This is a genomic window from Cryobacterium arcticum (assembly GCF_001679725.1).
GTDB classification, from domain to species: domain Bacteria; phylum Actinomycetota; class Actinomycetes; order Actinomycetales; family Microbacteriaceae; genus Cryobacterium; species Cryobacterium arcticum_A.
The window spans coordinates 2,502,424-2,529,059 of the sequence record NZ_CP016282.1 but is presented as its reverse complement, the minus strand read 5'-3'; the positions used below and the strand labels follow the sequence as shown (position 1 = coordinate 2,529,059).

Below are 26,636 nucleotides of genomic sequence, written 5' to 3'. Positions count from 1 at the left end.
TGGGGCCGCTTTCGTGCGTTCCCACGCTCATTTCCACCTTCAGACCTTCAGCCCCTGTCAGAAGGGTGGGTTTTCGGGCACTGGCGCCGTCGGGCGTCGCGTGGGCTGGTGCCGGGGTTGCAGGTAGCTGTCGTCGGCGGGGCGTGTCCGGGTTTTCGGGCCGGTGGTCGGGGGCAGGGGCCGGGGTGGTGCCACGGGGTTGGCGGGGTCGGTGCGGTAGCTGCGTTGTCCGGGTGAGGTCCAGAGCAGAATTCCACCGGGCTCCTGGGTGACGCGCCACCGGGACAGGTGCTTGAGCCGGTGGTGGGCTTCACAGAGGTGCGCGAGGTTGTCGCTGTCGGTGGTGCCTCCGCCGGCCCAGGGGTCGGTGTGGTCGACGTCGCTCTTGACGGCGGGGCGGGAGCAGCCGGGAAAGCGGCAGGTTTCGTCGCGCATCCGGAGCCATTTGCCCATGGCTTTGGTCTTCTTGTACTGGGTTTTTCCCAGGGAGAGCACGACCCCGGATTCCGGGTGGGTCAGTATCCGGGTGAAGCCTGGTGCGTTCCCGGCGATCTCCCGGGCGGTTTCGGGGGAGATCGGTCCGTAGCCTTCGAGGGTGGCGGGTTCATCGTCCAGGCCCAGGAGGGTGAGGACGGGAACGGTGATCATGACCTTGCCGCGGATTCCGACGCCCATCCCGTCGGGGGTGATGCCGTCCAACAGCAGGGCGCGGGTGATGTCGGCGCGCATTTGGTCGAGCGTGCGGCGCTTTTCCTCCTCGTCCCGGATCGCAGCCGTGGCCATGCCCGTGCCGGGCCTGAAGCCCGCACCCGCCCCCAACCCGAAACCTGTGCCCGTGCCCGAGGCGGCGGCTGTTGCTGCCGCATCCGCCGTGGTCGAGTCGCCAGTCTTCTTCAGGCTCACGGCCATCGAGTCGATGCGGTCGAAGGCGGCTTTGGTGTCGTGGGCGGTGCCGTACCAGTGCAGCCAGCCCATCCCGTCGGGTGCGGCTTCCCAGTAACTGCGGCGGTCGGCGAAAGCGTTCCTGTTACGGATCGCGATCGATTCCGGATGCGTCCGCTCCCGCACCCGGCGGGCCTTGTCGTTGAACCGGCCCACAGGGAGGACCTTCGCGGCCGGGAGGACCGCTTCCACGAACGCGGCCTGGTCCTCGTCGGGGAGGGTGCGCATCTGGTCGAGGAGCACGGTCGCGTGACGGTAGCTGATCTCACCCGTCGAGAGAGCCTGAAACGCGGCAGGGGTCGAGAGTAACCAGAGGGACTGGTCCAGCAGCCGTTCCACGGCCCGTTCGGCCAACTTGAGCAGGCAGGCGAGTTCGCTCACGATGGTGCGGCGGGCGACCTCCCCGTCTTCCCACCGGGAGTACGCGGCGGCCCGGGCCTGGTACGTGGTCATGGTCGCCGTGTTCCGGTCGGCCGCCCGGATGAGATCCGGGCTGCCGTGCAGGCGGGATGACACCCGCGGGTCCTCGCTCCACGTCTGCAGGTCGACCATATGCTCGGCCTGCCGGGCCTGGACCTGGGCGATCAGGCGGGCGTCGGCCGCGATGAGTTCGGTGCGGCGGGCGAGCTCCGTCTTCACGAACTCGTCCAAAGCCACATCGGGCAAGTATTCGTCGGGCTCTGCCTGGTCATCGGGCTCTGCCTGGTCATCGGGCTCTGTCTGGTCATCGGGCGGTGTCGGCTCGACGGGGTCAGCCGCCTCGGTGGACAGTGTCGGATCGACGGGCTCGGCCGGGGCGGTAGGCCAACGGGACTCGACGGGCCCAGCCGCCTCGGCGAGCGGTGTCTGCGTGATCGGGCCGGTCGGGGTGATAGCGGTGGGGGTGGTGCCAGGTGGAGCGGACTCCGGAGAGTAGTCGTCATCGTCCGGAGTGGGCGGTGGAGCCTGGTCTGGGCTACTCATAGTGAGATCGTCTCACCTACCACTGACATTCCAGCGACCCGCACACACGCCTAGAGCACCCATCCGCGAACTGTGAAACAGGCCCCCAAAACGCGACTGGTCGGTGCTTGAGTTACAGCTCGCGATTGGTGCGCAGGGAGATGGGGTGGGACAGCCTGGCGAGAGGGGCCAGCGGGCGGAAGGGGCTAGCGGGCGAGGGCTAGCAGGGCGGCTTCGACGTCGGAGGCGTCGTTCCAGAGGTGGAAGGCGACCCGGGCACGGCCGGCGCGTCCGGAGGCCGTGATGCCGGCGGCGGTGAGGCGGGCCAGGTCGGCGCCGGACGGGTCCGCCCACGTGACGATGGCTTGGTCTTGTTGGGGTAGCTCGAGTCCGGCACAGAGCGCATTGCCGAGGCCCGTGTCATGGGCGTACACCGCGGCCGGGTCGACCCGCGCGAAGAACTCCAGGGCCACTCTCGTGCCCACCCACGCCGGCCAGGCCGGAGAAACGTCGAAGCGGCGCGCATCCGTGGCCAGTGCCATGGTGGGGCCGTAACAGGACGCCCACGGGTCGTCGCCGGCGAACCAGCCGGCCTGCACTGGGCGCAGCAGCTCAGCCAGAGCGGGCTGCACGGTGAGGAACGCGGCCCCACGCGGGGCACCCAGCCATTTGTAGGCGTGGCAGATAGTGGCGTCGAAGTCGCCGGCCGCCACGGGCAGCCAGCCGGTGGCCTGGGTGGTGTCGCAGAGCGTGAACGCGCCCACCTCGGCGGCGGCCGCGCGAATCGCCGGCGCATCCGCGATCTCGCCGGTGGCGGATTGCACGAGGGAGAAGGCCACCAGCCAGGTGCGCTCGGTGAGCGAGGCCGCCAGATCCGCCACCGGCACGTGGCGCACGGTGACGCCGCGGTGCTCCTGCTGCAGGAACGGGAAGACCATGGAGGTGAAGTCCCCGTCGGCGCAGACGACTTCCCGGCCGTCGGGCACGGATGCCGCCACGACCGCGGCCATCACCGACGCCTGCGACCCGATCGCCACCCGGTCGGCACCGACCCCGACCAAGCCGGCGTAGAGCGCCCGGGCGCGGTCGATCTCCACCTGGTAGTGAGCGGGGGAGGCCTCGCCGCGAGCCCAGATGTCGGCGTCAACCTGCAAGGCTCGCACGGTCTCGATCGTTGGCCGGCCCGAGGTGCACGCCGCCAGATAGCGGGTCGTGCTGGGGGAGTACTCGGCCCGCGCCGCCGTCAGGCTGAGGGTGGCAAGTGGGGCGCTGGGCGGAACGGTGGAGCTCATGCCTCCAGCGTCCCGCTCCCCGATCCATTCGGCAATGCCCAGTGCTCGATCGTTCGCATAACGAGCGGTTATGCTTTGCGCATGGCCGACACCGTTCACCGTGCACTCGACGTAGATTCCCACGCGCTGCGCATCGTGCACCGCATCAACGAGCTCGGCTCGATCACCGCTGCCGCGCGATCCCTCGGCTACAGCCAACCGGCGGTGAGCCAGCACCTCAAACGCCTCGAGGCCCGGCTCGGGCTGCCCCTGGTGGCCAAGTCGGGTCGTGGCGTGCGACTCACCGAGGCCGGCCGCATCCTGGCCCGGCACGCGGCCACGGTGACCCAGGCGCTGGATGCCGCGGCGGGCGAACTCAGCGACCTGGCCGGCCTGCGCAGTGGCCGGGTGACCCTCGCAGCCTTCCCTTCCGCGTCGGCCACGGTCATCCCCACCCTGTTGCGCGGCCTGTCCCAGCGCCACCCCGGCGTGCAGCTGAGCTATCTCGAGGCCGAACCGCCCGAGGCCGTGCGCGCCGTGCGGGACCGCGCCGCCGACCTCGCGATCACCTTCAGCTATACCGGCGACCAGGCCGACCCGCACCGGCAGAGCGCCCAGGGGCTCACCGTGGCACCGCTCTGGCGCGACGAGATGCTCGTAGTGCTTCCTCGCGAGCACCCCCTGGCCGGGCACAGCCGCATCGACCTGGCCCGGCTGGCCGAGGACCAGTGGATCGGCGGCTGCCCCCGCTGCCGGGCGCACCTGCTCGACCTCGCCGCCCGCAGCGGCTTCACGCCGGGTATCTCCTACGAGACCGACAACGTCGTGGCCGTCTTCGGCATGGTCGCCGCCGGCCTCGGCGTGGCCCTGGTCCCAGCCCTCGCGATCGCAGCCTCCCCGCTGCCCACCGGCATCGTGGCCCGGCCCACCACGGCGGGGGACTTCCGCACGATCCACCTCGTCGGCGCCGAGGGGTCGGAGTCGGTTCCGGCCGTGGCCGCCACCATCCGCGCCATCGGGGAGATCGACGCGGCACCGTGGTCGTTGTTCGGCGCCGGGTCGGGGCCACATTCCGCACACGCCGGTGCGGGCCACCCTCGGTAGGATGAATGCCGTATGTCTACTACAACAGCGCACCCGTTCTCGACCGCAACCGGCACTGATGTGCGTGTGCGGTTCTGCCCCTCGCCCACCGGCACGCCGCACGTCGGCCTGATCCGCACGGCCCTGTTCAACTGGGCCTATGCCCGGCACACGGGAGGTAAGTTCATCTTCCGCGTGGAGGACACCGACGCCGCCCGCGACAGCGAGGAGAGCTTCACCCAGCTTCTCGAGGCCATGCGCTGGCTGCGCCTGGACTGGGACGAGGGCGTGGAGACCGGGGGACCGAACGAGCCGTACCGGCAGTCCCAGCGCTACGACATCTACCGCGACGTGATCGCGAAGCTTGTCGAGTCCGGCCACATCTACGAGAGCTTCGCCACCGGCGAGGAGATCGCCGAGCGCAACATCAAGCTCGGCCGCGACCCCAAGCTCGGCTACGACAACTACGAGCGCGACCTCACCGACGAGGAGAAGGACGCGTTCCGCGCCGAGGGCCGCCAGCCAGCGCTCCGCCTCAAGGTGCCCGACACCGAGCTCTCCTTCGACGACCTGGTGCGCGGCGAGATCACCTTCCCGGCCGGTTCGTTCAGCGACTTCGTCGTGGTGCGGCCCAATGGGCACCCGCTCTACCCGTTCGTGAACCCGGTCGACGACGCGCTCATGGGTGTCACCCACGTGCTGCGCGGCGAGGACCTGCTCTCCTCCACCCCGCGCCAGATCGCGCTGTACCACGCGCTGATCGACATCGGACTTACCACCTTCGTGCCCCGCTTCGGCCACTTGCCTTACGTCATGGGCGACAAGAACAAGAAGCTCTCCAAGCGCGACCCCGAATCGAACCTCTTCCTCCACCGCGAACGCGGCTTCATCCCCGAGGGTCTGGTCAACTACCTGTCCCTCCTGGGCTGGTCGCTCACGCACGACCGCGACGTGTTCTCCATCGAGGAGATGATCGCCGCGTTCGACGTCGTCGACGTGAACCCCAACCCGGCACGCTTCGACCTCAAGAAGGCCGAGTCGCTCAACGGCGACCACATCCGCCTGCTCGAGCCGGCCGACTTCGCCCAGCGAGTGGTGCCGTACCTCGCAGCCGCAGGCGTGCTATCCGAGCCGCTCAGCGAGAACCAGAAGGCCATCCTCACCGCCGCGGCCCCCCTCGTGCAGGAGCGTATCGCCCTGCTCGGTGAGACCCCGGCCATGCTCGGGTTCCTCTTCCAGCCGGCCGACAAGCTCGAGCACCAGGCGGATGCCCTCGCCTCACTCCCGCAGAACGCCGGCGAGATCCTCACGGCCGCCACTTTGGCCCTTCGGGACATTCCCGAAGCGGAATGGACCCACGAGCGTGTGCACACCACCCTCACCGAGACCCTGATCGACGGCCTCGGGCTCAAGCCCCGCGTGGCGTTCGGCCCATTGCGCGTCGCTGTCTCCGGACGCAAGATCTCGCCGCCCCTGTTCGAGTCGATGGAGATCCTCGGCAAGGCCGACTCGCTCGCCCGCCTGGATCGGCTCTCGGCGACCCTGGTGTCATGACGACCGACCGTACCGTTCCGGCCGGCTCCGGTAGCGACACCGCTGCCGGCGCCGGTGAGGCGCCCTACGACGTCGTCATCATCGGCGCCGGCCCCGCCGGCCTGGCCGCCGGGCTCAGCCTTGTGCGCGCCCGGCGCCGCACGCTGATGATCGACAGTAACCGGCCCCGGCACTCGGCCACCCTGCGCTCGCACGGGTTCATCACCCGCGACGGTGTGCCGCCGCTGGAGCTGCGTCGTATCGGCCGTGAGGAGTACGAGGCGTACCCGGCCGCCGAGTTCCACATGGGGCTCGTGCGTGCGATCGCGCAGCTGGACGCTCCGACTTCCGGCTCCGAGCTCGCTCCCGTGCGCTTCACAGTCTCCACCAAGGGCATGCGTGGCGAGAAGAACCGCACCGTCACGGCGCGCACGGTTCTGATTGCCTCGGGCCTGGCCGAGACCCTGCCGGCGCTGCCGAGCATCCGCGCCTGGTACGGCACCAATCTGCACAGCTGCATCGCTTGCGACGGCTATGAAGAGGCTGACCGTGCCCTCGCCCTGATCGGCGAGACCGACGACCTCGCCGAACACGCACTGCTCATCTCGCAGTGGACCGACGACCTGGTCGTCTTCACCAACGGCATCGGGCAGGTCACCGACGCCGACGAGTCGGCTTTGGCCGCCCGCGGCATCCGAGTCGATCGACGCGCCCTCACGGACGTTGTGGGGGAGCGCGGTGCCATGACCGGTATCCAGGTCGCCGACGGCGAGTTCGTGCCCCGGGCGGGCGGTTTTGTGCGTCCCAAGTATGAAGCGGCGGCCACCTTCGCGGGTGCACTGAACCCCGCCACGGATGCGTCCGGCCTGATCGTTGTCGACCCGCAGGGGCGCACGTCGGTGCCCGGACTCTTCGCCGCTGGCGACACCACCCCACCCGGACCGGAGCAGCTCCTGGTCTCCGCCGGCGAGGGTGCGCGCGCCGCCGTGGCCATCAACCGGGAGCTTCTGGGCCCGCTCACGACACACCCTCCGCTCAATTTGTCTGGTCGCACCGAAGTGGGCTAGAGTTACTTTTCGGCGCGGTTCTCGGACTTCGCCATTGGGGTATGGTGTAATTGGCAACACGGATGATTCTGGTTCATTTGTTCTTGGTTCGAGTCCAGGTACCCCAGCAGTAACTAAACCCCCGGTCATGCGGGGGTTTTTTTGTTTCGACTCTACTGTCGATTCATGTCCGAAAACCGCTGAAGCGCGACGCCGATTTAGCTTGCTCCTCATTTTTTATGCCGGTCAGTGGCTAATTCGTCATTATGATCCTATGAGAAGCGTTGCATTGCCCGGGTAGCGTTGAGCATTGGTTTGGCCCGCCCACGATTCCCGGTCTTCCCGGAGTCTGCGTGACCAGAAACGCACCACAATCAACTTCAGTTGCTGGTGTCACTCTCGGTGGCGGCTGTTGGCGCTTCGGGGTGCGTGTTCTGTGGTTATTGTTCGGCGCATCAGGCGAATTGCCTGCTGCGAACTGGTGGTTACCGCCAGTACATTCGCCACCCACTTGTGGATGTGTGCGCGTAGAATATGTTCCAGGAGTCATATTGGAAGGGAAGGTGACTACCGTGGCAGCGTCATCCACCCTCGTTAGGGCCGCCCGTCGGAGCCGTCGTATCACGCAGGCGAGACTTGCAGAGTTGACCGGCATCGATCAGGCCAGTGTCTCTCATCACGAACGGGGCAGAGACGCCGCCTACAGCACAGTTGATCGGCTCCTCGCTGGCACCGGACACCGCCTGTACGCCGCTCCCACACGACGGGACGACGCTGCGAGTTCGGCAGAGGCGATTCGTGAACATCTGCGTGCTCGTGACACAGACCGGGCCCTGCGGGCGCTCCTCCAATTGAATGACAACCTCACCGCCGAACACGGACTCGTCCGAGGAGTCCTGGGGCTGACGGAGCCGGAACGTACCGGGGATCGGGTGTGGGATGCGGCGATTGCGGCTCTTGTGGCGTGGAGGCTCAACCAGGAAGACATCCCGCTCCCTGGATGGGTCAACCACCCCGATCGCGCACTGACGGTACCCGTCGTCTTCCGGGTCGACCCAGCAGACCCGGCGCCCGAGCGTGAAGACGTGCCGGAAGAGTTCGCCGAACGCGGTGTCCTCGCTTGGGCGGATACCTTTGCGAGCGTTTGATGACCGGCACTCCGCTTGATCGTGGCGCGATCATCCTCGGCCTTCGAGATCTCGTCGCCGAGCTTCGCGATGCGGGCGAGGTCGCTGGCATCCGGCTCGTGGGCGGCGCGGCACTCGCTCTGCGCTACTTCGACCGAGGGACGACGCAGGACCTGGATGTCCTTCACGTCAACCCCGGCTCAGATGAGTCCGTCGCGGCCGCTGCCGAGAGGATCGCCTATCGGCGCGGGTGGGACGCGAAATGGCTGAACTTCGAGGTCACGAAGGTCGACGCCATTCCCACTCTCGGTCGTGCCGTTGAGTGGGAGACCATCCATGATGAGGATGGCATCGTCATTGAAGTGGCCTCCAAAGAGGCGATGCTGGTGATGAAGCTCCGAGCGAATCGCCCCGGGCGCGACACCCGCGATATCAGACTCCTCCTCGCTCTGTGCGACGTTCACACAGTCGAAGACGCGGGCGAACTCTATGAGCAGTTCTACCCCGGCGATATGCTCGCGCCACGTGCGGAGAAGATAGTGAACGCCATTCTCGATGGTGAGCCCACGGCGACGCCGGATTCGCCCGGGCCGATCAATATCTGATCCGTGCCAAATGCGACGTCGCCGAGGGGTCTCGACGTGAGCCGGCCGAAAGGGAGGCGCTACGTAGCCCTGGTCTCGGCCAAAGTTGCCCCGCCGGACAGCCAGAGTGCCGGCGGGAACCAATACTCGGATGTTCGTTGCGGGCGCGCCCCACTCTGCAGCTGCATCGTGGACACGACACATCAGATCGCCTTCTCGGGGCCTCGGATCAGGCCGTACACGCCGATCGTCATGAGGCCGGATTCCTGAACTGCGGGATCGTCAGTGTGACGTGGCAGGAGGGCACGTACTGGCCAGCACGGTCCACGCGTCCTGCGCACCCGCGGCCGGGGACATGTAACAACCCCGTATTCCGTCTGGAACCATAACGAAACACACGTCGCTTTGACTTAGGTCTACGGAAGCTCCACCGGTTTTCGAAGCCTACATCGCACAGGAGTCAACATGTCAGAACTCGACCAGCAGATCGCCGAAAACATCCAGAAGTCCCTGGGCGAAATCCCGCACCCGTCGTTGCCCAAGGGCAGCAACATCTACGGTTCCACCAAGATCTTCCCCGATTACAAGGCCGAGAACGGGGAGTCCTACTTCACCCTCGTGCACGGTATCGCCCACGAATCCTCAGTCAGCTTCGTCGCCATTCTGCAGGCCACGCGTGCGCTGCGTAAGGGCTTCGAATCTGCCATCTATTTCTACGGCCCCGGTGCGATCAACGCCGTCGCCAACCGCGGCTTTCCTACCACCGGAGATAGCGCCTTCCCCGGTGAGCAGAACATCAACGACGCCCTCGAGACTTTCATCAAGGAGGGCGGCACCGTCTTCGTCTGCCGCTTTGGCCTGTCGCTGCACGGCATCCGCGAAGAAGACCTCATCGCCGGCACCATCCCCGCGCACCCGCTTGACGTACAGGATGCGCTCATCCACTACGCCCGCAAGGGCGCCATCATCAACTCCACGTACAACTTCTAGGCGGCGACCATGAGCCTGACCACGAGAGTCGACATTGCCATTCGTGGCATCCGCGTCTCGGCTCCTGTGCACCGTGAAGCAGGTGCCGGACCGAGCGACGACGGCCACCTGCTCATCAACGGTGTGGGCTCCGCCATTCCCATCAACCCGAACAGCCCGTACCTGGTCAAGAACGGCAAACTGCTGCTTGACGGTGCGGACCTGGGACTGGACGTGAGCCCGGTCAACCGGCCCCGCTTCTACGACCTCAGCACGGCGGACGGTGTCTCCTACGAGAAGATCGCCCGCCTGCACGGCAAGGACGTTCTCGCCACCACCGCAGTGCAGACCTGTATGCGCTACGAGGAATCGCAGCGCTGCCGATTCTGCGCCATTGAGGCATCCCTCGAAGCCGGCGCCACCATCGCCGTCAAGACTCCGGCCCAGCTGGCCGAGGTCGCTGAGGCGGCCGTGCGGCTGGACGGTGTGAAGCAGATGGTGATGACTACCGGCACCTCCAAGGGTAAGGACCGCGGCGCTCGGCACCTCGAACGTTGCGTGCGCGCGATCAAGGCCGTCGTGCCCGACCTGCCCATCCAAGTGCAGATCGAACCGCCGGCCGACCTCGCCGTGCTCACCGACCTCTATAACGCGGGCGTCAGCTCCATCGGCATTCACATTGAGTCGATGGATGACAAGGTTCGCCAGCAGTGGACACCCGGCAAGGCTTCCGTATCAACCGACGAATACCGGGCGGCCTGGCGCGAAGCGGTACGCGTGTTCGGGCGCAACCAGGTCTCCACCTACCTGATCGTGGGAATGGGGGAGGACCCCGACGAGTTCGTCGAGTCCACCAAAGAACTCATCGAGATGGGCGTCTACCCCTTCGTCGTACCTTTCCGACCTCTCCGCGGCACCCTGGCCACGGATGTCGACAAGGTGCTGCCGCCCAGCGGCATCCTGCTCGAGAACCTGTCCCGCCGGGTCGCGGACCTGCTGATCGGCGCCAATATGCTCGCCTCCGGCCAAACCGCCGGATGCGCCGCCTGTGGAGCCTGCAGCGTGCTCAAGACCGCGGGAGCCTGACATGCAGGTCCCCGTGCTCGAGGGCGCACCGATCGGTACCGCGGCACCGCGTGGCCTCCTCATCGAAATAGCCCAGGCGGAGGCACTCGCGGCGTACCGCGCCCTGCGCACCGACGTCTTCGTGCAGGAACAGGGCCTGTTCCCCGGCTCCGATCTGGACGACATCGATGACGACCCGCGCACCGTAGTGCTCGTTGCCCGAAACGACGAAGGCTCGATCGTGGGCGGGGTCCGGATCGCACCCGCGGTGCCCGGTCGGGACCTCGGCTGGTGGACCGGTAGCCGACTAGCCGTGGCCCGCGGCGCCCGCGGCGTGGCCGGTATCGGCGGTGCGCTGATCCGCGCCGCCTGCGCCGAGGTGGAGAGCCGCGGCGTGCTGCGATTCGAAGCAACAGTGCAGAGCCAGAACGAAGTGCTCTTCCGCCGGCTCGGCTGGATCGCCCTGAGGCGCACCGAGCTGCTCGGGAAGGAACACACCGTGATGCGCTGGCCGATCACCCGGCTGGAACGGGCGGCGCAGGGAGCCAAAGCGCACCTTGCCACGCTGCTGCAGCCGTTCGGCGCTACCGCTGCTGGGCTGGGTGGGGCAGGCTTCGTCGGCGACGACGGCAGCCCGGTTCCGGGCAGCGACCTCATCGCCGTGTGCGACGCGATCGTGCCGTCCCTGGTGGAACGCGACCCGGAATGGGCTGGCTGGTGCGCAGTGCTCGTGAACGTGAACGACCTGACCGCCATGGGCGCCAACGCCGTCGGCATGCTCGACGCTGTCGCCGCCCGCGATGCCTCGTTCGCAGCCCGCATCCTGCGCGGACTGCAGAGCGGCGCTGAGGCGTGGGGGATACCCGTGCTCGGCGGCCATACCCAGCTGGGCGTGTCTGCGGCGCTCAGCGTCACGGCTCTCGGCCGCACGGATACACCGGTGCCCGGCGGTGGCGCCCGACCCGACCAGGCGCTCAGTCTCACTGTCGACATCAGTGGCGGCTGGCGTCCCGGCTACAGCGGCCTGCAGTGGGACTCGTCCTCCCACCGCACCGGCGCCGAACTGCGTGACCTCGCGCAGACGGTGGCGAGGGCCCGCCCCGCCGCGGCCAAGGACGTGAGTATGGCCGGGCTCGTCGGTACCGTCGGCATGCTCGCCGAGGCCAGCGGCGTCGGTGCCATCGTCGACGTGGCCGCCATTCCGCGGCCCCACGAGGCCACCATAGGCGACTGGCTCACCTGCTTCCCCGGCTTTGGCATGCTCACCGTCGACGACCGCGGCGGTGGGCGGATGGCCTCCGCCCACGCGGTCACCGCCGAAATCGGCGAGACCACGACGATCGGCGGCGTGCACCTGCGTTGGCCAGATGGCGAGATCACCCGAGCGATAGCCAGCGGCGTGACCGGCCTCGGCCCATCCGCCTGAACGCGCTCGACCCACACCTTCTCCTAACTCCACTCAGCTTCAGCATCCCCTTAAGGACACAAGATGACATTGACCGTTGCGGCCGTTGCCGCCAACTTCGGGCGGGACCTCGAAGAGAACTACGCCCAGATCGCCGACCTGGTCGCCCAGGCCCGCGCCCTGGGGGTGCGGCTCCTCGCCCTGCCGGAGGCCGCCATCGGCGGCTACCTGTCGTCGCTCGGCAGCCACGGCGACACGCTGAAGAACACCACCCGCTCGCTCCCGCCGGCGATCCGCCTCGACGGCCCTGAACTCAAACGCGTTGGCGAGATCGCCGGCGACATGGTCGTGGTCGTGGGGTTCTGCGAGCTCGCCGACGACGGCATCACCCGCTATAACGCATCCGCGGCGCTGGACAGCACCCAGATCTACGGCTCCTACCGCAAGGTGCACCAGCCGCTGGGCGAGAACATGTCGTACTCGGCCGGCGACCACTACGAAGCCTTCGACACCCCGGTCGGTCGCCTGGGCCTGCAGATCTGCTACGACAAGGCCTTCCCTGAGGCAGCCCGGTCGCTCGCCCTCGATGGCGCTGAGATCATCATCAGCATCTCAGCCTGGCCCGCCGCGCGCACCGCAACCGCAGAAGACCTGCAGCAGGATCGCTGGACCTACCGGCACAACCTCTTTGACATGTCCCGCGCCCTGGACAACCAGGTTTTCTGGTTGGCGTCCAACCAGGCCGGCACCTTCGGTTCGCTGCGCTACGTCGCCAACGCCAAGGTCGTCGACCCGGGTGGCAATGTCCTGGCCACCACCGGGCTGGATGCGGGCCTCGCGATCGCCGAGATCGACGTTGCCGAAACCTTCCGGGCCATGCGCGGCGGCATGTTCCACCTGCGCGACCGCCGTCCGGATGCGTACAGCATCGGTGTCGGGGAGCCCGCGCATGCCTGAGATGACCTTCACGGTGGCCTGGCCCGACGGCAGCGTCACTGACTGCTATTCGCCCAGCCTGGTCATGCACGACTACCTGAGGGCCAACGCCGACTACCCGTTGGCCGAGTTCGTTGAGCGCACGACCGCGGCCCTCGACCTGGCCAGCGACCGGGTGCGCGCCAAGTACGGATTCGCGTGCACGTCAGCGATGGCGCAGCGTGACGAGATCACGGCCACGGCGGAGGCTTTCCCCGCCACCACCAGCGTGCGCGTCCTGCGGATGCACCCACCACTTCCCTGACCCGACGAGAGCAGCAGATCATGACCACCACATCCCACGAACCCGAGCAGTTCTCTGTCGTCATCGTCGGCGCCGGCCAGGCCGGCCTGTCAGTGAGCTGGCACCTCACCCAGGCCGGCATCGACCACGTTCTCTTGGAACAGGCCGGAGTCGCCCACGAATGGCGCACCGGTCGCTGGGACAACTTCACCCTGGTGACGCCGAACTGGCAGTGCCGGCTGCCCGGCTACGACTACGCAGGGCCGGACCCGGATGGCTTCATGACCCGGGCCGAAGTGCAGGACTTCGTCAGCGGCTATGCAGCCTCCTTCAACGCCCCGGTGCGCTCCGGAGTAGAGGTCACCCGCCTCGCCGAGCGTGGTGACGGCGGCTACGACGTCACCACCTCCGCCGGCCACTTCATCGCCGAGCAGGTCGTCATCGCCACCGGGGGCTATCACGACCCGGTGCTGCCCGCCTTCGCCGCGGCGCTGCCGGCGTCGATCACGCAGCTGCACTCGTCGGAATACCGCAACGCAGGCGACCTGCCCGCAGGCGGCGTCTTCGTCGTGGGCACCGGCCAATCCGGAACCCAGATCGCCGAAGACCTCTTCCTCGAGGGCCGCGACGTGCACCTCGCCGTCGGCGGCGCACCGCGGGTGGCCCGGTTCTACCGGGGCCGCGACTGTGTCGCCTGGCTCAGCGACATGGGTGTCTATGACGTTCCGGTGCAGCAGCAGGCCGGTGGGCTATCGAAGCGCGAATCCACCAACCACTACGTCACCGGACGTGACGGCGGTCGCGACCTCGACCTGCGCGCCTTCGCCCGTGACGGCATGCATCTCTACGGCCGCGCCCACAGCCTCACCGGCGGGTCGGTGCTCTTCGATCCCACCCTGGGCGACTCGCTGGACTACGCCGACTCGGTCGCCGAGTCGATCAAGGACGACATCGACCGGTACATCGCCCGGGAGGGAATCGACGTCCCCACAGAGGACCGCTACACGCCCGTCTGGCAACCCACCGCGGAACCCACGGACCTCGACCTCGAGGCCGCCGGTATCTCCACCGTCATCTGGTCGATCGGCTACCGGGCCAACTACCGCTGGGTGAAGGTCGGCGTCTTCGACGGCGCTGGACACCCCACCCACCACCGCGGGGTGACCGACTCCAAAGGCCTCTACTTCGTGGGCCTGCCCTGGCTGAATTCCTGGGGGTCTGGCCGGTTCGAGGCCATCGCCCGCGACGCCGGCTACCTTGCCGAGCGGCTCATCGAACGCGTCTCCCTTGGACGCGCTCACGACGAGAGCAGGCACGGTCAGCTAGCCAGCTAGTCTCGTAATCACATCATCATCACCAGCAGATCGGTACGGTACGCCACATGGCTTCCATCAGAATGGCCGCAGCAGCGGCGCATTTCGGGCGGGACATCCAGCGCACCCTGGCCAAGCTCCCCGGGCTGATCGAACAGGCCCGGGAGCGGGAGATCCAACTATTGGTGCTGCCCGATGCCACCCTCGGCGGCTACCTGCTCGACATGAACCATCCCGAGAGCTCACCGCCGCCCAGCGTGGAGCTCGACGGACCGGAAGTCGCGGCGATCATCGAGATGGCCGGTGACATGGTCGTGGCGTTCGGCCTCACCGAACGCGTCGTCGAGGATGGCATCGAAAACCGGTACAACTCTGCCGTGTGCGTCGCCGAAGGGCAGATAATCGGTGTTCACCGCAAGGTGCACCTGCCCCTTGGCGAGGCCAACACGTACCGGGCCGGCCACGATTTTGTGCCGTTCGACACCCCGGTGGGCCGCCTCGGCATGCTCATCGACTTCGACAAGACCTTCCCGGAGTCCGCCCGCACCCTCGCGCTCGACGGCGCCACGATCCTGGCCTGCCTGTCGGCATGGCCGGCCAGCGTCACCGACCGGTCCGACCGGATGCGCAACGACCGGCAGGCGCACCTCTTCGACCTGTACGACTGTGCTCGTGCGGCCGAGAACCAGGTCTTTCTGGTGTCGTCCAACCAGACCGGGGTGCTCGGCGGGCTGCGGTTCCTGGGCCAGGCCAAAGTCGTCGACCCTGCGGGTGAGATCGTGTCAAAGACCTGGGCGAAGGGCGGCCTCGCCGTGGCCGACGCCGACGTCTCGGCCGTCGTCACCCGGGCCAGGCGGTCCCTGTTCCACCTGCAACAGCGCACGCCCGGCGCCTACCGGCTGGACCAGGCCGGGGCGCACGCGTAACCTCCCACCCGGCGTTTCGGCGCGAAAGGACTGCAATGCGCGTCGCCCTGATTACCTACTCCACCAAGCCGCGCGGCGGGGTGGTGCACACCCTCGCCCTCGCCGAAGCTCTCGCCGCGATCGGAGTGGACGTGAGCGTGTGGACTCTCGGCCGCGGCGGCGACCGGGCGTTCTTCCGCGACGTCGACCCGGCGGTCACCCTTGAGGTGGTGCCGTTCCATCCTCGCGACGGCGAGAGCGTGGGCGAACGGATCCTGCGCTCGATCGACACCATGGCGGCGGCATTCCGGCCCGCCGACTACGACGTCGTGCACGCGCAGGACTGCATCTCGGCGAACGCAGTGCCCGGCGGCATCCGCACCGTGCACCACCTGGACGCATTCACCACCCCCGAGCTGATTGCCTGCCATGACCGGGCGATCGCACAACCCGTTGCGCTGATCTGTGTGTCGGCAGCGGTCGCGGCCGAGGTGCGCACCGGCTGGGCCCGCACGCCCACCGTGATTCCCAACGGGGTGGATGCCGCCCGCTTCGTCCGCGCCGCCGGACCCGACGGCAGCGCCGACCGGGAATACTGGACCACGCGGTTGGGCGACTACATCCTCGCCCTTGGCGGCATCGAACCCCGCAAGGGCAGCATTGACCTGCTCGAGGCCTACGCGCTGCTGCGACGGGCCGGCGAGCACGACGGCGTGCGGTTGGTGTTCGGGGGAGGGGAGACCCTGTTCGACTACCGGCCCTACCGGGACGCCTTCGACGCCCGGGCCCGCGAGCTGGCCATTGAGCCGGTGTTCCTGGGCACCATCGACGACCCCCGTGTGCCCGGGCTCGTGGCCGGGAGCCGCGCCCTCGGCTTCGTCTCCACCAAGGAGGGCTTCGGCCTGGCGGCCATGGAAGCCCTCGCCGCCGGGGTCCCGGTCGTGGCCCGCGACCTGCCCGTGCTGCGGGAGGTCTTCGGCGAGGCGGTGCGATATGCCGACACGCCGCCGGCCATCGCCGCGCAGCTTGCGGCCGTGCTCAGCGGCGACGCGCCTGATCCGCACCGGGGGAGCGACCTGGCCGTCTCGCACAGTTGGCACACGGCCGCCCTCAGTCACCTCGAGCTGTACCGCTCGGTGCTGGCCGCGGAACCCGCATGAGCCGGGTCTCTTTTGCTCAGGTCTTCGCCGACCTCGCCCAGGTATCGCCGGACCGAGTTCTGGTCACCGCCGACGAGGGAACCCTCACCGCGGGGCAGCTCCACCGCGGCAGCAACCGGTGGGCCCGCGACCTTGCCGCGCACGGCGTCGGTCGAAACGACCTCGTCAGTGTGGCGCTTCCTAACGGTCTGCTCTTCATCGAGGTGTGCGTCGCGATCTGGAAGCTCGGTGCCACCCCGCAGCCGCTGTCGCCAAAGCTGCCGGCCGAGACCCGCTCCGCGATCATCGAGGTGGCCGGTTCAGTTCTGCTGGTCGACGCCGACTACCGCCCGGACCTGTCGTTCGGCGACGACGACCTGCCGGATGCCTGGGCCGACAGCTGGAAGGCCCCCACCTCATCGGGGAGCACCGGCACACCCAAGATCGTGCGGGCCGCAGCACCCGCGCTCATCGACCCGAGTCAACCCGTCGCCGCGTTCATTCCGCAGCAGGCAGTGCAACTGGTCAGCGGGCCGCTGTTCCACTCGGCCACGTTCACCTACGCCTTCCGCGGGTTGATGACCGGCCACACCCTGGTCGTTCTGCCGCGCTTCGACGAGCGCCGGGTGCTCGAGGCGATCACTGAGCACCGGGTCAGCTGGCTGTTGTTGGTGCCCACGATGATGCACCGCATCCGCCGACTCCCCGCGGTGGACCGTGACCGCGCCGACCTGAGATCGATCGAGACACTGCTGCACCTCGGCGCGCCGTGCGCGCCCGACCTCAAACGTTTCTTCTGCGACTGGCTGGGCGCCGAGAGGATCATCGAGGTCTACGCGGGCACCGAATCGAGCGGGCTCACGATGATCCGCGGCGACGAGTGGCTGGACCACCCGGGCAGTGTGGGCCGGCCGATCGGCGGCTCGCGGTTCGAGGTGCGCGACGTCGATGGTGCACCCTGTCCGCCTGACGTGGTCGGCGAGGTGTGGATGACCCGCTCTGGTGGACCCAGCTATCAGTACCTCGGAGCACCGGACCGTCGCGTGGATGGTTGGGATTCCCTTGGCGATCTCGGCTACCTGGACGCGGACGGCTATCTGTATGTGCTCGACCGCCGGGACGACCTGATCATCACCGGCGGCGAGAACGTGTACCCGGCGGAGGTGGAGCGTGTATTGGAACAGCATCCGCTGGTGCGCAGCGCCGTGGCCTACGGGGTGCCCGACGACGACCTCGGCCAGCGGGTCGAGGCCGTCGTCGACATCGGCGGGGCGACATTCAGTACAGCTCATGACGCCTCCACCGGCACTGAGCAGCTTGCGTCGGAGATGCTCGGCTGGTGCCGCGAACGGCTCGAGCCCACCAAGCGGCCCCGGGCCATTCGTGTCGCGACCGAGCCGCTCCGCAATGACGCCGGCAAGGCTAACCGATCCACCTTCGGTCCCTAAGCAGCCGGATTCCGCTCGGGCCTAGGGTGGGGCCGCGCTCTCGCAGCCCGGGGATCCAGCGTCGGCGCGGTCAGAGCAGCGCAGCACCAGCACGGCACCCGCCGCAAGGCGGCTGGGTGTGAACACCGGTGCACCGGTCGACACGATCCAGGCAGGTACCGGCAGTACCCGGCACAGCCGGCCCTGCCAGCCGCGCCAGAACGATGGTGGCATGGGTGTCAGGAAGGATATCCATGACCCCGACACCCTCAGCCGTCCGTCACAAGGGCGCAATTTTGACGATCATTCTTGTCAGCTACTTCATGATCCTGCTCGACAATTCAGTGATCTTCACCGCCCTGCCCAGTCTCGAATCGGACCTCGGCTTGTCCTCAGCGGAACTGGCTTGGGTGCAAGATGCCTACACGCTGGTGTTCGGCGGATTCCTGCTCCTCGGCGCTCGGGCTGGTGACATTCTCGGCCGGAGACGGGTGTTCGTCGTCGGGCTGGTCGTTTTCGCCGTGGCATCCCTTTTGATCTCGGTAGCCCCGACGGGATGGTGGGTGATTGCAGCGCGTGCTCTGCAGGGCATCGGTGCGGCCGTCGTAGCGCCGTCAGCGTTGTCGCTGCTGACGGCGAGCTTCGAGGGGCGCGAGCGCTCCCGCGCGGTTGCCTGGTACGCGGCCACGGCCGGAATCGGCGCCAGCGCCGGGATGCTGATCGGCGGTGCCGCGGCATCCTGGTTCTCCTGGCGAGCGGGATTCATCATCAACGTGCCGATCGGTCTCGCCATGATTCTCCTGGCCCCCCGGTTCCTCCCGGAAACCCCGAAGGCACCCGGAAGATTCGACGTCACAGGCGCAGTAACCTCGACCCTCGGCGTCGGTGCGCTCGTGTTCGCTCTTCTGCACGGTGCTGAAGCCGGCTGGGCCGCTGCCCTGACCATCGTCTCCGGCCTGCTCGCCGTCGTGCTGCTCGTGACCTTCGTGATCGCGGAATCACGCGCCGCCCAGCCGATCATGCCTTTGCGGCTGTTCCGCAGCTGGGAACGCAGCGGAGCCTACCTGGTTCGGCTGCTCTATCTCGGTGCCATGATCGGATTCTTCTTCTTCACCACCCAGTACCTGCAAGGCGTGCTCGGCTTCACTCCGCTGCAGGCCGGCATGGCGTTCCTGCCCATGACGCTGGTGAACTTCGCCGTCGCGTTGGCGATTCCGCGGCTCGTTGACCGGCTCGGCAACGTCTGGCCCCTTCTGGCGGGTCTGCTGCTCACCCTGGGCGGGATGATCTGGCTCGCCCAGTTGGGTCCGGCCACCGCGTACGTCAGCGGGATCGCATTCCCGATGGTGTTGATCGGCGCTGGGCAAGGACTGGCGTTCGCGCCGATGACCTCGATGGGAATCGCCGGGGCCGCTCCGTCGGATGCCGGCGCAGCATCCGGGATCGTCAACACTTTCCACCAGGTCGGCATGTCACTGGGACTGGGCATCCTCGTCGCGGTTGCCACCAGAGCTGGCACTACCGGTTCGGGTGAGGCCAGCGATCCTCTGGAACAGCAGGTCTCCGCCGCCCTCACGGCCGGAAGTGCGCTGCTCGCCCTCGCCGTGCTCGTGGCGGTCGTCGCCAGTGTGGCCGACCACAGGTCAGCCCATTGCGGGGCATCCGCAGCACCGCCGCGGGCCGCTGTCGCCCTGGACTCCAACGAAATCCCCGCGCTTGCAAACGAGCACTAGAGAAAGAGAAAGGTACGACCTATGCCCAGCACGCCACACACACCTCTAGATGTCGTCGAAGAAATCACCCGCGACTTCCTGGCTCAGCGTGAGGCGATGGTCGATGCGGATGTCAGCAGGCTCGGCTCGCTGCTGACCGAGGACTTCACCCTCACGCACATGACCGGTTACCAGCAGAGCAGGGCCGAATGGCTCGACGACATTGCCACCGGGCAGATGACGTACCACTCGATCCGCAATGTCGACATCACCCCTGTCGTCACGGCGGCGTCGGTGACGCTGACCGCGCGCTGTCACACCCACGCCACGATCTGGGGGACCGAAGGAACCTGGCCGCTTCAATTGCGCATCGACTTCGTGCGCACCTCCGTGGGATGGGCCGCCAAACGTACTGTCGCAAGCACCTGGTGAATCGCACCCTGTTCACGTGTGCCCCGCGATAAGGGGGTGCTGACAGGCCCTCCCAGCGCGAACGGCCTGCGGATACGGTCGAAATATGACCACTAACCACTCCGTCATCCCGACGTCTGTGCGTCCGGAGCGCATCGCAGAGAACTTCGCCGTCTGTGACTTCGAGCTCACCGACAAGGAAATGAGCGCCATCGGCGCCCTCGACACCGGAGTGCGCGGAGGCCCCGCCCCAGAGGCCACCACGCTCGAGGCCTTCGGACGAGAGATTCCGGAAGCATGAGCGGCACCGTACTCATCATCGGAGCGACCGGGAGCGTCGGCCGGCACGTCGTCGCCGAAGCGGTTCGCCAGGGCTATAACGTCCGGGCCCTCGTGCGCGACGCATCTCGGGCCGGCCGACTCGACCCCGCCGCCAGCATCGTGGTCGGCGAACTATCCCGGCCCGACACCCTCACGAACGCCGTTGCCGGTATCGACGCCGTTGTCTTCACCCACGGAAGCGCCTACGGTGATGCGGCAGCGGCCGAAGCCGTGGATTACGGCGCCGTGAAGAACGTGCTGCAGGCCCTCGGCGAGCGGCCGGTGCGGATCGCGCTGATGACGGCGATCGGTGTGACCCGGCGGGGAAAGACCCACGACTGGAAGCGGCGCAGCGAACGCTTGGTGCGCGCAAGCGGCCACGCGTACACGATCGTGCGGCCCGGCTGGTTCGACTACAACAACGAGGACCAGCTCGAGATCACGCTGCTCCAGGGAGACACCCGCCATGCCGGTAGCGCCGCAGACGGCGTCATCGCGCGCCACCAGATCGCCCGCGTTCTCGTCGCCAGCCTCTCCTCCGCTGCCGCCGACCACCTCACCTTCGAACTCGTGGCCGAACACGGACCCGCCCCAGCCTCCCTTGAACCGATCTTCCAGGCGCTGGACAAGGACCCCGACGGTTCCCTGGACGGGGTGAGGGACCAACCGAACCAGCCCCTCGACGCGGAGCCGGCCACAGTGCGCCGGGACCTGAGCGCGCCGGAATCCTGACCGAAGGTCACCGAGAGACAACCATGATCCCGCGGGAGGTGCTCCAGGCACCGGCTCGAGCCTCGGGGTCAGGCCCCGTCGCTCATTATCGCGTCTTGCGGTGTGGCACCTTGGATCTGGGTGGCATCCCAGCTGCTGAGCATGCTGAGGGCATCGTGGCTGGCTGAACCGGGCTCGGTACCGTAGACGATGAGGGCCAGGCCCGGGTCGGCGGGCAAATCCATCGACTCGAAGGTCAGTTGCAGGTCGCCCACGACCGGGTGGTGAATGCCCTTGGTGCCGCTGACGTGGTGGCGCACGTTGTGCTTGGCCCACAGGGTGCTGAACTCCTGACTGCGGGTGGACAGCTCGCCGATCAGGTCGGATAGTCCGCGGTCGTGTGGGTCCTTGCCGACTTCGCTGCGGAGGCTCGCGACCATGTCGGTCGCCGCGCCGGGCCAGTCCAGGAAGAATGTCTGTGCTCGCGGGTTGAGGAACAGGAACCGGGCGGTGTTCACCGGCTGCGCCCCGTCGGCGTAGACCTCGGAGTAGACGGCGAAGCCGAGCCGGTTAGCCGCCAAGAGGTCGCGCCGGTTGTTGCGCACGAAGGCCGGCACATCCGTCATGGCGTCGAGGATGCGCTGCACGGTGGGCCGCACCCGCTGCTGAGCGGGGCGCCGGCGGGCCGGTCGCAGGGAGAGATTGGCGCGGGCGAGGTCGAACAGGTGCTCGCGTTCGGCGTCGTCGAGTTGGAGCGCACGGGCGATGGCAGCGAGAACGCTCTCGGAGACGCCGCCGAAGTTGCCGCGTTCCAGCCGCGTGTAATAGTCCACGCTCACGCCGGCGAGCATGGCGACCTCTTCGCGGCGGAGGCCGCTGACCCGTCGGTTGTTGCCGCCGTAGGCCGGTAGCCCCGCCTGCTCCGGGGTGATCTTCGCGCGCCGACTGGCCAGAAATTCACGGATCTCATCCTGGTTGCTCACCTTCACCAACTTACGCGCAGGCCGGCACGCGATGAGAGGCTCTGCCAGGGCCTCCCTCCCTGCTCCGGGAGCAACCAGAGGCGCCCATGGACTTACGGACGCCCGGGAAATCCGCGCCAGGGATTCACGGGCGCTTGATTGCGCCGTGCTGGGCGGTCCGCAAGAGACGATGGCCTTCTCAACGCAGGGTGGACGTTTCCTGTTTTTAGGCCCGTGCGGCAGCGAGCTCCTCACGAATGATGTCCGCACCCGCAGCCAGCGCGCTCATCTTCTCGACTGCGACCTTCCTGGGCAGTGGCGCCATGCCGCAGTTCGTGCTCGGGAGGAGCTTGTCCGGATCGACGAAGGTGAGTGCCTTCCGGAGGGTGTCGGCGACCTCCTGGGGGGTCTCGATCGTCTCGCTCGCCACGTCGATGGCCCCGAGCATGACCTTCTTGCCACGGATGAGCTCGATGAGGTCCATCGGCACGCGGGAGTGATGGCACTCCAGCGAAACGATGTCGATGGTGGATTGTTGCAAGAGCGGGAACGATTTTTCATACTGGCGCCATTCCGGCCCGAGCGTCGCCTTCCAGTCGGTGTTGGCCTTGATCCCATAGCCGTAACAGATGTGCACCGCTGTTTCCGCGCGCAGGCCTTCCGTCGCCCTTTCCAGCGTGGCTACCCCCCAGTCCTGAACCTCGTCGTGGAAGACGTTGAATGCGGGCTCGTCGAACTGGATGATGTCGACCCCCGCCGCCTCGAGTTCCTTCGCCTCCTGGTTGAGGATCTTCGCGAACTCCCAGGCCAACTTCTCTCGGCTCTTGTAGTGGCGGTCGTAGAGCGTATCGATCATCGTCATCGGGCCGGGGAGCGCCCACTTGATCGGCTGATCGGTCTGCCGGCGGAGGAACTTGGCGTCCTCCACGAATACGGGCCTTTCGCGGCTCACGGCACCCACGACGGTCGGCACGCTCGCGTCATATCGATTGCGGATTCGAACGGTCTCGCGCTGCTCGAAATCAACCCCGGTGAGATGCTCGATGAACGTTGTGACAAAGTGCTGGCGGGACTGCTCTCCGTCGCTGACGATGTCCATGCCGTGTTGGCGCTGCTCCTGGACTGCGATGCGCAGGGCATCCTGCTTGCCCTCGACCAGCGCAGCACCCTGCATTTTCCACGGAGACCAGAGGGTTTCCGGCTCGGCGAGCCAGGACGGCTTCGGCAGGCTGCCGACGATTGAGGTGGGGAGGACAGCGTTCACGATCATCGATTCTCCGCCGGTCATCGGACCGGAGTGGGGTGGTTGGCGGCCCAGTGTTCCAGCACTGCCCTGTGCGGCGTCACGAAGTGTTCCTCCGTGTACTTTCCCTGCTTGAGCGCGAGCTCATTGCGCTCGACGCGATCGTAGGCGATCTGTGTCCGCGAATAGTCCTGGTGCTCCAGGCTCGGTCGGTAGACGCTCGCGGCGGCCGAGTTCGCGTTGTAGAGCTCCGGTCGATAGATCTTCTGGAACGTCTCCATCGTGCTGATCGTGCCGATCAGTTGCAGGTTGGAGTAGTCATTGAGCAGGTCGCCGCGGAAGTAGAACGCGAGCGGCGCGACAGCGCCGATCGGCATGAAGTATCGGACCGTCAATCCCATCCGTCCGAAGTACTCGTCGGTCAGCGAGAACTCCTCCTGCCGATACTCGACGCCGAGGACCGGGTGGAAGTTCTCGGTGCGACGATAGGTCTTGGTCGTCGACACACTGACGCAGATCACGGGCGCCGCCGGGAAACGTTCCTGGTACGCGGCGGAGTCGAGGAAATGTTGGAAGAGCAGGCCGTGCAGATTGCCGAAATCGTCGGGGACAGTGAATGTCGTCGCGTCCTTGTTGACCGCCGGGAGCAGCACGCTGAAGTCGAAGTCACGTAGATAGGACGAGAAGTTGTTCCCCGCAATACCGTGGCGACGTTCGGCGGTGCGCAGGTCGACAACCTGGATGTCGAGGATCTCAAGCAGCGGGAAGCGCTGATCCTCTCCTGCCGCGGCGAACTGCACCTCGACGGAGACGATGTCGAGTTCGACGGTATAGCGGTCCCGTGTCGGGTTGTCCCAATGCGCGAGGTCGTTGAACCGGCGGTCGATCATGGTCAGGGCGTTCCGCAGGTTCTGCTGACGGTGCTCGCCCCGGGCCAGATTGGCGAAGTTCGTGGTGGCTCGGGAACTGCTCGACGGCGCGTAGTCCTCGTCAAAGCGGGTGGTGGTGATGCTGAACGTGAATTCGTTCGCCATGAGCGGCCAATCCGGTAGCTGATCGGCCTGGATGGCCTTGCGGAAGTCAGTGCATCCATCGTGCGGGTGCCATTGGGTCATAGAGTAATTCGCGGCCACTATGAGTTTCTATAGACTCTCGCTATGACCAGGCGTTCGAGCGGCATTACGCTGCAGCAGCTCCACTACTTCATCGAGGTCGCCGCGGAGGGGTCGATCACCGCGGCAGCCGACATGCTCTATGTCGCCCAGCCGACCATGTCCGTAGCGATGAAAGACCTCGAGACCCGGGTGGGCCGCGCCCTCCTTGTCCGCTCCGCTCGCGGGATCACGCTCACCACCGATGGTGCGGAGTTCCTCGGGTACGCCAGGCAGGTCGTCGAGCAGGTAGCGCTGCTCGAACAGCGCTACCTCGGCCGGCCGCCGTCGCGGCGTCTGCTCGGTGTGTCGACGCAGCACTACTCGTTCGCGGTCGATGCGTTCGTCCGGATGGTCAAAGGCACCGAGGGGGCCGAATACGAGTTCTCGCTGCGTGAGACTCGCACGTGGGACATCATCGAGGATGTGCGCACGCTCCGCAGCGAGCTGGGCATCCTCTACCGCAACGACTTCAACCGGAACGTCATCGACAAACTGCTCCGGGACTCCGGGCTCGCATTCCGCCCGCTCTTCGTCGCCGAGCCGCACATCTTCATCTCCCGGAAGAACCCACTCGCGTCCCGAGGCCGCGTGACCCTCGCTGATCTCGCCGACCTGCCGAGGCTCACCTTCGACCAGGGGGCCAACAACTCGTTCTACCTCGCCGAGGAAATCCTTTCCACGTTGTCGAGCAAGCGGGAGATCCGCGTCTCCGACCGGGCGACGATCTTCAACCTCATGATCGGGCTCGACGGCTACACGATCTCGACGGGCATCATCAGCGACGACCTCGACCCGGAGATTGTCTCCGTCCCACTCGACGTTGACGAACGCATCGAGATCGGCTGGATCGGCCATTCCGCGATTCCCCTCACCGAACAAGCACAGCGATACCTCGCTGAGGTGCGGGCTGTGGTCGCCGGTTTCGGCGTGGCGCTACTGGGCTAGGGATGCGGCCCCCCGGGGCGTCGTGGCGGCACGGTGAGGCAGCTAGCCACCCGGAATCTGTGACGTTCTGTGACTGGGCAGAGCCGTGCTCGAGTGCGCTGGAGTTACCGTAAGACCGTGCCGGCGCCGTCGACAGCACAATCGCCGAATGCGCTGATTCATTGCGCCGTTCGGGATTGAGACGACGGTATCTGGCGCATCACAAGCCGCCTGCACCGGGCGGATGCACACAGCGATCGAAATGCGGAGAACCTCACGTGAAGAAGAACACACTCAGAAAATCCTTTTTGGCCACGCTGGCCGTGGGCGCAAGCCTGACGCTGCTCGCCGGTTGCGCCGGTAGTGCTGGTAGCGCCACTGACGACGGCGATGCCGCTGACGCGACCGTGAAGATCGGTGTCGTCGGCGCGAGTGATCCGTACTGGGCCGACTACACGGAGGCCGCAGCCGCCGAGGGCATCACTGTGGAGGTCGTGGACTTCGCCGAGTACAACCAGCCCAACCCGGCGCTGACCAACGGCGACATCGACATCAACCAGTTCCAGCACCTGGTCTATCTGGCCGACTACAACGTCTCGAGTGGCGAAGACCTCACGCCCATCGGCGCGACGGCGATCTACCCGCTCGGCCTCTACTCCACCAAGGTGACTAGCATCGATGACCTGAAGAAGGGTGACACCGTCGCGATCCCAAATGATGCGAGCAACTTGGCCCGCGCGTTGCTGGTGCTCGAGAGCGCCGACCTGGTCGTGCTCAAGGACGGCGGCTCTATCTTCACCACCCTGGACGACATAGACACCGAGAAGTCGAAGGTCACCGTCACGGCACTCGAGGCTTCTCTCACCCCGACGTCGCTACCGGACGTGGCCGCGGCGATCATCAACAACGACTTCGTCGAGAAGGCCGGGCTCAAGTTCGAGGATGCCCTCACCAAGGATGACCCCTCGGACGAATCCGCCTTGCCGTACGTGAACGTGTTCGCGGTGCGGGCCGAGGACAAGGACAACAAGACCTACGCCAAGCTCGTCGAGATCTTCCAGAACACGAAGGCCGTCACTGACGGAGTCCTCGAGGTCTCCGGCGGATCCGCAGAGCTTGCGACGACCTCGCCGGCCGACCTCCAGTCCACACTGGCCACGGTCGAGAAGGACACGGCCGCGCAGAAGTAGCCGCAATCGCAGGCCGGTCGGTATGCCCTCGGGCGTTC

At 67.0% G+C, this 26,636-nt stretch carries 25 protein-coding genes and 1 tRNA gene; 21 read left to right on the top strand and 5 right to left on the bottom strand.

Annotated features, from left to right (window positions below):
• Positions 1–57: 57 nt before the first annotated feature.
• Both PA27867_RS11310 and PA27867_RS11305 read right to left on the bottom strand, forming a co-directional pair.
• Positions 58–1,905, bottom strand: a complete 1,848-nt coding sequence (locus PA27867_RS11310; RefSeq protein ID WP_066596408.1) for an HNH endonuclease signature motif containing protein — start codon at positions 1,903–1,905, stop codon at positions 58–60.
• Between the two features lie 185 nt (positions 1,906–2,090).
• Positions 2,091–3,176 carry an aminotransferase class V-fold PLP-dependent enzyme gene (locus tag PA27867_RS11305; RefSeq protein ID WP_084021033.1) on the bottom strand — a complete coding sequence of 362 codons (1,086 nt, stop codon included), beginning with the start codon at positions 3,174–3,176 and terminating at the stop codon, positions 2,091–2,093.
• Between the two features lie 81 nt (positions 3,177–3,257).
• On the opposite strand from PA27867_RS11305, the gene PA27867_RS11300 reads away from it, so the two are divergent.
• The 19 genes from PA27867_RS11300 to PA27867_RS11210 all read left to right on the top strand — a co-directional run bounded on the left by PA27867_RS11300 (position 3,258) and on the right by PA27867_RS11210 (position 21,146).
• A complete protein-coding gene (locus PA27867_RS11300) occupies positions 3,258–4,259 on the top strand; it encodes a LysR family transcriptional regulator (RefSeq protein WP_066596403.1) in 1,002 nt (333 codons plus the stop codon).
• Positions 4,260–4,271: 12 nt separating this feature from the next.
• Positions 4,272–5,792, top strand: coding sequence for a glutamate--tRNA ligase (gene gltX, locus PA27867_RS11295; RefSeq protein WP_066596401.1), 1,521 nt, complete (start codon positions 4,272–4,274; stop codon positions 5,790–5,792).
• Positions 5,789–6,838, top strand: a complete 1,050-nt coding sequence (locus PA27867_RS11290; RefSeq protein ID WP_066596400.1) for an NAD(P)/FAD-dependent oxidoreductase — start codon at positions 5,789–5,791, stop codon at positions 6,836–6,838. Before gltX ends, PA27867_RS11290 begins: the two co-directional genes overlap by 4 nt.
• A gap of 35 nt (positions 6,839–6,873) precedes the next feature.
• A tRNA-Gln gene (locus tag PA27867_RS11285) sits at positions 6,874–6,945 on the top strand.
• A gap of 225 nt (positions 6,946–7,170) precedes the next feature.
• On the top strand, positions 7,171–7,965 hold the full coding sequence (locus tag PA27867_RS21355) for a helix-turn-helix domain-containing protein (protein ID WP_335582755.1): 795 nt from the start codon (positions 7,171–7,173) through the stop codon (positions 7,963–7,965).
• Positions 7,965–8,549, top strand: coding sequence for a hypothetical protein (locus PA27867_RS11275; protein WP_066596396.1), 585 nt, complete (start codon positions 7,965–7,967; stop codon positions 8,547–8,549). The genes PA27867_RS21355 and PA27867_RS11275 overlap by 1 nt, the downstream gene beginning before the upstream one ends.
• Positions 8,550–8,993: 444 nt before the next feature.
• On the top strand, positions 8,994–9,518 hold the full coding sequence (locus PA27867_RS11270; RefSeq protein WP_066596391.1) for an MSMEG_0572/Sll0783 family nitrogen starvation response protein: 525 nt from the start codon (positions 8,994–8,996) through the stop codon (positions 9,516–9,518).
• Positions 9,519–9,527: 9 nt separating this feature from the next.
• Positions 9,528–10,583: an MSMEG_0568 family radical SAM protein gene (locus tag PA27867_RS11265; protein ID WP_066596390.1), complete on the top strand. Its 1,056-nt coding sequence runs from the start codon at positions 9,528–9,530 to the stop codon at positions 10,581–10,583.
• A 1-nt stretch (position 10,584) separates the two neighbouring features.
• Positions 10,585–11,988 carry an MSMEG_0567/sll0787 family protein gene (locus PA27867_RS11260; protein ID WP_066596389.1) on the top strand — a complete coding sequence of 468 codons (1,404 nt, stop codon included), beginning with the start codon at positions 10,585–10,587 and terminating at the stop codon, positions 11,986–11,988.
• 63 nt (positions 11,989–12,051) lie between these two features.
• Positions 12,052–12,924 carry a carbon-nitrogen hydrolase family protein gene (locus PA27867_RS11255; protein ID WP_066596387.1) on the top strand — a complete coding sequence of 291 codons (873 nt, stop codon included), beginning with the start codon at positions 12,052–12,054 and terminating at the stop codon, positions 12,922–12,924.
• Positions 12,917–13,207, top strand: coding sequence for an MSMEG_0570 family nitrogen starvation response protein (locus tag PA27867_RS11250; protein WP_066596385.1), 291 nt, complete (start codon positions 12,917–12,919; stop codon positions 13,205–13,207). Before PA27867_RS11255 ends, PA27867_RS11250 begins: the two co-directional genes overlap by 8 nt.
• Before the next feature lie 20 nt (positions 13,208–13,227).
• Positions 13,228–14,520: an MSMEG_0569 family flavin-dependent oxidoreductase gene (locus tag PA27867_RS11245; protein WP_066596383.1), complete on the top strand. Its 1,293-nt coding sequence runs from the start codon at positions 13,228–13,230 to the stop codon at positions 14,518–14,520.
• Positions 14,521–14,567: 47 nt separating this feature from the next.
• Positions 14,568–15,425: a carbon-nitrogen hydrolase family protein gene (locus tag PA27867_RS11240; RefSeq protein WP_066596382.1), complete on the top strand. Its 858-nt coding sequence runs from the start codon at positions 14,568–14,570 to the stop codon at positions 15,423–15,425.
• A 35-nt stretch (positions 15,426–15,460) separates the two neighbouring features.
• A complete protein-coding gene (locus tag PA27867_RS11235; protein ID WP_066596379.1) occupies positions 15,461–16,564 on the top strand; it encodes an MSMEG_0565 family glycosyltransferase in 1,104 nt (367 codons plus the stop codon).
• Complete coding sequence (locus PA27867_RS11230) at positions 16,561–17,991, top strand: AMP-binding protein (protein WP_066596378.1); 1,431 nt, start codon at positions 16,561–16,563, stop codon at positions 17,989–17,991. The genes PA27867_RS11235 and PA27867_RS11230 overlap by 4 nt, the downstream gene beginning before the upstream one ends.
• 233 nt (positions 17,992–18,224) lie before the next feature.
• Positions 18,225–19,703, top strand: coding sequence for an MFS transporter (locus PA27867_RS11225; protein WP_066596377.1), 1,479 nt, complete (start codon positions 18,225–18,227; stop codon positions 19,701–19,703).
• A 21-nt stretch (positions 19,704–19,724) separates the two neighbouring features.
• Positions 19,725–20,114 carry a nuclear transport factor 2 family protein gene (locus PA27867_RS11220; protein WP_066596375.1) on the top strand — a complete coding sequence of 130 codons (390 nt, stop codon included), beginning with the start codon at positions 19,725–19,727 and terminating at the stop codon, positions 20,112–20,114.
• An 85-nt stretch (positions 20,115–20,199) separates the two neighbouring features.
• Positions 20,200–20,394, top strand: coding sequence for a hypothetical protein (locus PA27867_RS11215; RefSeq protein WP_066596373.1), 195 nt, complete (start codon positions 20,200–20,202; stop codon positions 20,392–20,394).
• Positions 20,391–21,146: an SDR family oxidoreductase gene (locus PA27867_RS11210; RefSeq protein WP_066596370.1), complete on the top strand. Its 756-nt coding sequence runs from the start codon at positions 20,391–20,393 to the stop codon at positions 21,144–21,146. Before PA27867_RS11215 ends, PA27867_RS11210 begins: the two co-directional genes overlap by 4 nt.
• Before the next feature lie 68 nt (positions 21,147–21,214).
• Here the strand turns inward: PA27867_RS11210 and PA27867_RS11205 are convergent, their stop codons facing one another.
• The 3 genes from PA27867_RS11205 to PA27867_RS11195 all read right to left on the bottom strand — a co-directional run bounded on the left by PA27867_RS11205 (position 21,215) and on the right by PA27867_RS11195 (position 24,364).
• Positions 21,215–22,108: a helix-turn-helix transcriptional regulator gene (locus PA27867_RS11205; RefSeq protein ID WP_066599735.1), complete on the bottom strand. Its 894-nt coding sequence runs from the start codon at positions 22,106–22,108 to the stop codon at positions 21,215–21,217.
• Between the two features lie 205 nt (positions 22,109–22,313).
• Positions 22,314–23,351 carry a methionine synthase gene (locus tag PA27867_RS11200; RefSeq protein WP_066599732.1) on the bottom strand — a complete coding sequence of 346 codons (1,038 nt, stop codon included), beginning with the start codon at positions 23,349–23,351 and terminating at the stop codon, positions 22,314–22,316.
• Between the two features lie 20 nt (positions 23,352–23,371).
• Positions 23,372–24,364 (bottom strand): DUF1852 domain-containing protein, encoded by a 993-nt coding sequence (locus PA27867_RS11195; RefSeq protein WP_066599729.1) that lies wholly within the window; start codon positions 24,362–24,364, stop codon positions 23,372–23,374.
• 123 nt (positions 24,365–24,487) lie between these two features.
• On the opposite strand from PA27867_RS11195, the gene PA27867_RS11190 reads away from it, so the two are divergent.
• Both PA27867_RS11190 and PA27867_RS11185 read left to right on the top strand, forming a co-directional pair.
• Complete coding sequence (locus PA27867_RS11190; RefSeq protein ID WP_066596368.1) at positions 24,488–25,429, top strand: LysR family transcriptional regulator; 942 nt, start codon at positions 24,488–24,490, stop codon at positions 25,427–25,429.
• A 257-nt stretch (positions 25,430–25,686) separates the two neighbouring features.
• Positions 25,687–26,598 (top strand): MetQ/NlpA family ABC transporter substrate-binding protein, encoded by a 912-nt coding sequence (locus PA27867_RS11185; RefSeq protein WP_084021029.1) that lies wholly within the window; start codon positions 25,687–25,689, stop codon positions 26,596–26,598.
• Positions 26,599–26,636 lie beyond the last annotated feature (38 nt).

Coding starts and splice junctions, on each gene's coding strand:
- PA27867_RS11235 (WP_066596379.1), top strand. CDS start 15,461: ATGCGCGTCGCCCTGATTACCTACTCCACCAAGCCGCGCGGCGGGGTG.
- PA27867_RS11220 (WP_066596375.1), top strand. CDS start 19,725: ATGCCCAGCACGCCACACACACCTCTAGATGTCGTCGAAGAAATCACC.
- PA27867_RS11300 (WP_066596403.1), top strand. CDS start 3,258: ATGGCCGACACCGTTCACCGTGCACTCGACGTAGATTCCCACGCGCTG.
- PA27867_RS11225 (WP_066596377.1), top strand. CDS start 18,225: ATGACCCCGACACCCTCAGCCGTCCGTCACAAGGGCGCAATTTTGACG.
- PA27867_RS11195 (WP_066599729.1), bottom strand. CDS start 24,364: ATGGCGAACGAATTCACGTTCAGCATCACCACCACCCGCTTTGACGAG.
- PA27867_RS11190 (WP_066596368.1), top strand. CDS start 24,488: ATGACCAGGCGTTCGAGCGGCATTACGCTGCAGCAGCTCCACTACTTC.
- PA27867_RS11255 (WP_066596387.1), top strand. CDS start 12,052: ATGACATTGACCGTTGCGGCCGTTGCCGCCAACTTCGGGCGGGACCTC.
- PA27867_RS11310 (WP_066596408.1), bottom strand. CDS start 1,905: ATGAGTAGCCCAGACCAGGCTCCACCGCCCACTCCGGACGATGACGAC.
- PA27867_RS11250 (WP_066596385.1), top strand. CDS start 12,917: ATGCCTGAGATGACCTTCACGGTGGCCTGGCCCGACGGCAGCGTCACT.
- PA27867_RS11305 (WP_084021033.1), bottom strand. CDS start 3,176: ATGAGCTCCACCGTTCCGCCCAGCGCCCCACTTGCCACCCTCAGCCTG.
- PA27867_RS11230 (WP_066596378.1), top strand. CDS start 16,561: ATGAGCCGGGTCTCTTTTGCTCAGGTCTTCGCCGACCTCGCCCAGGTA.
- PA27867_RS11215 (WP_066596373.1), top strand. CDS start 20,200: ATGACCACTAACCACTCCGTCATCCCGACGTCTGTGCGTCCGGAGCGC.
- PA27867_RS11270 (WP_066596391.1), top strand. CDS start 8,994: ATGTCAGAACTCGACCAGCAGATCGCCGAAAACATCCAGAAGTCCCTG.
- gltX (WP_066596401.1), top strand. CDS start 4,272: ATGTCTACTACAACAGCGCACCCGTTCTCGACCGCAACCGGCACTGAT.
- PA27867_RS11275 (WP_066596396.1), top strand. CDS start 7,965: ATGACCGGCACTCCGCTTGATCGTGGCGCGATCATCCTCGGCCTTCGA.
- PA27867_RS11240 (WP_066596382.1), top strand. CDS start 14,568: ATGGCTTCCATCAGAATGGCCGCAGCAGCGGCGCATTTCGGGCGGGAC.
- PA27867_RS11210 (WP_066596370.1), top strand. CDS start 20,391: ATGAGCGGCACCGTACTCATCATCGGAGCGACCGGGAGCGTCGGCCGG.
- PA27867_RS11290 (WP_066596400.1), top strand. CDS start 5,789: ATGACGACCGACCGTACCGTTCCGGCCGGCTCCGGTAGCGACACCGCT.
- PA27867_RS11260 (WP_066596389.1), top strand. CDS start 10,585: ATGCAGGTCCCCGTGCTCGAGGGCGCACCGATCGGTACCGCGGCACCG.
- PA27867_RS11245 (WP_066596383.1), top strand. CDS start 13,228: ATGACCACCACATCCCACGAACCCGAGCAGTTCTCTGTCGTCATCGTC.
- PA27867_RS11265 (WP_066596390.1), top strand. CDS start 9,528: ATGAGCCTGACCACGAGAGTCGACATTGCCATTCGTGGCATCCGCGTC.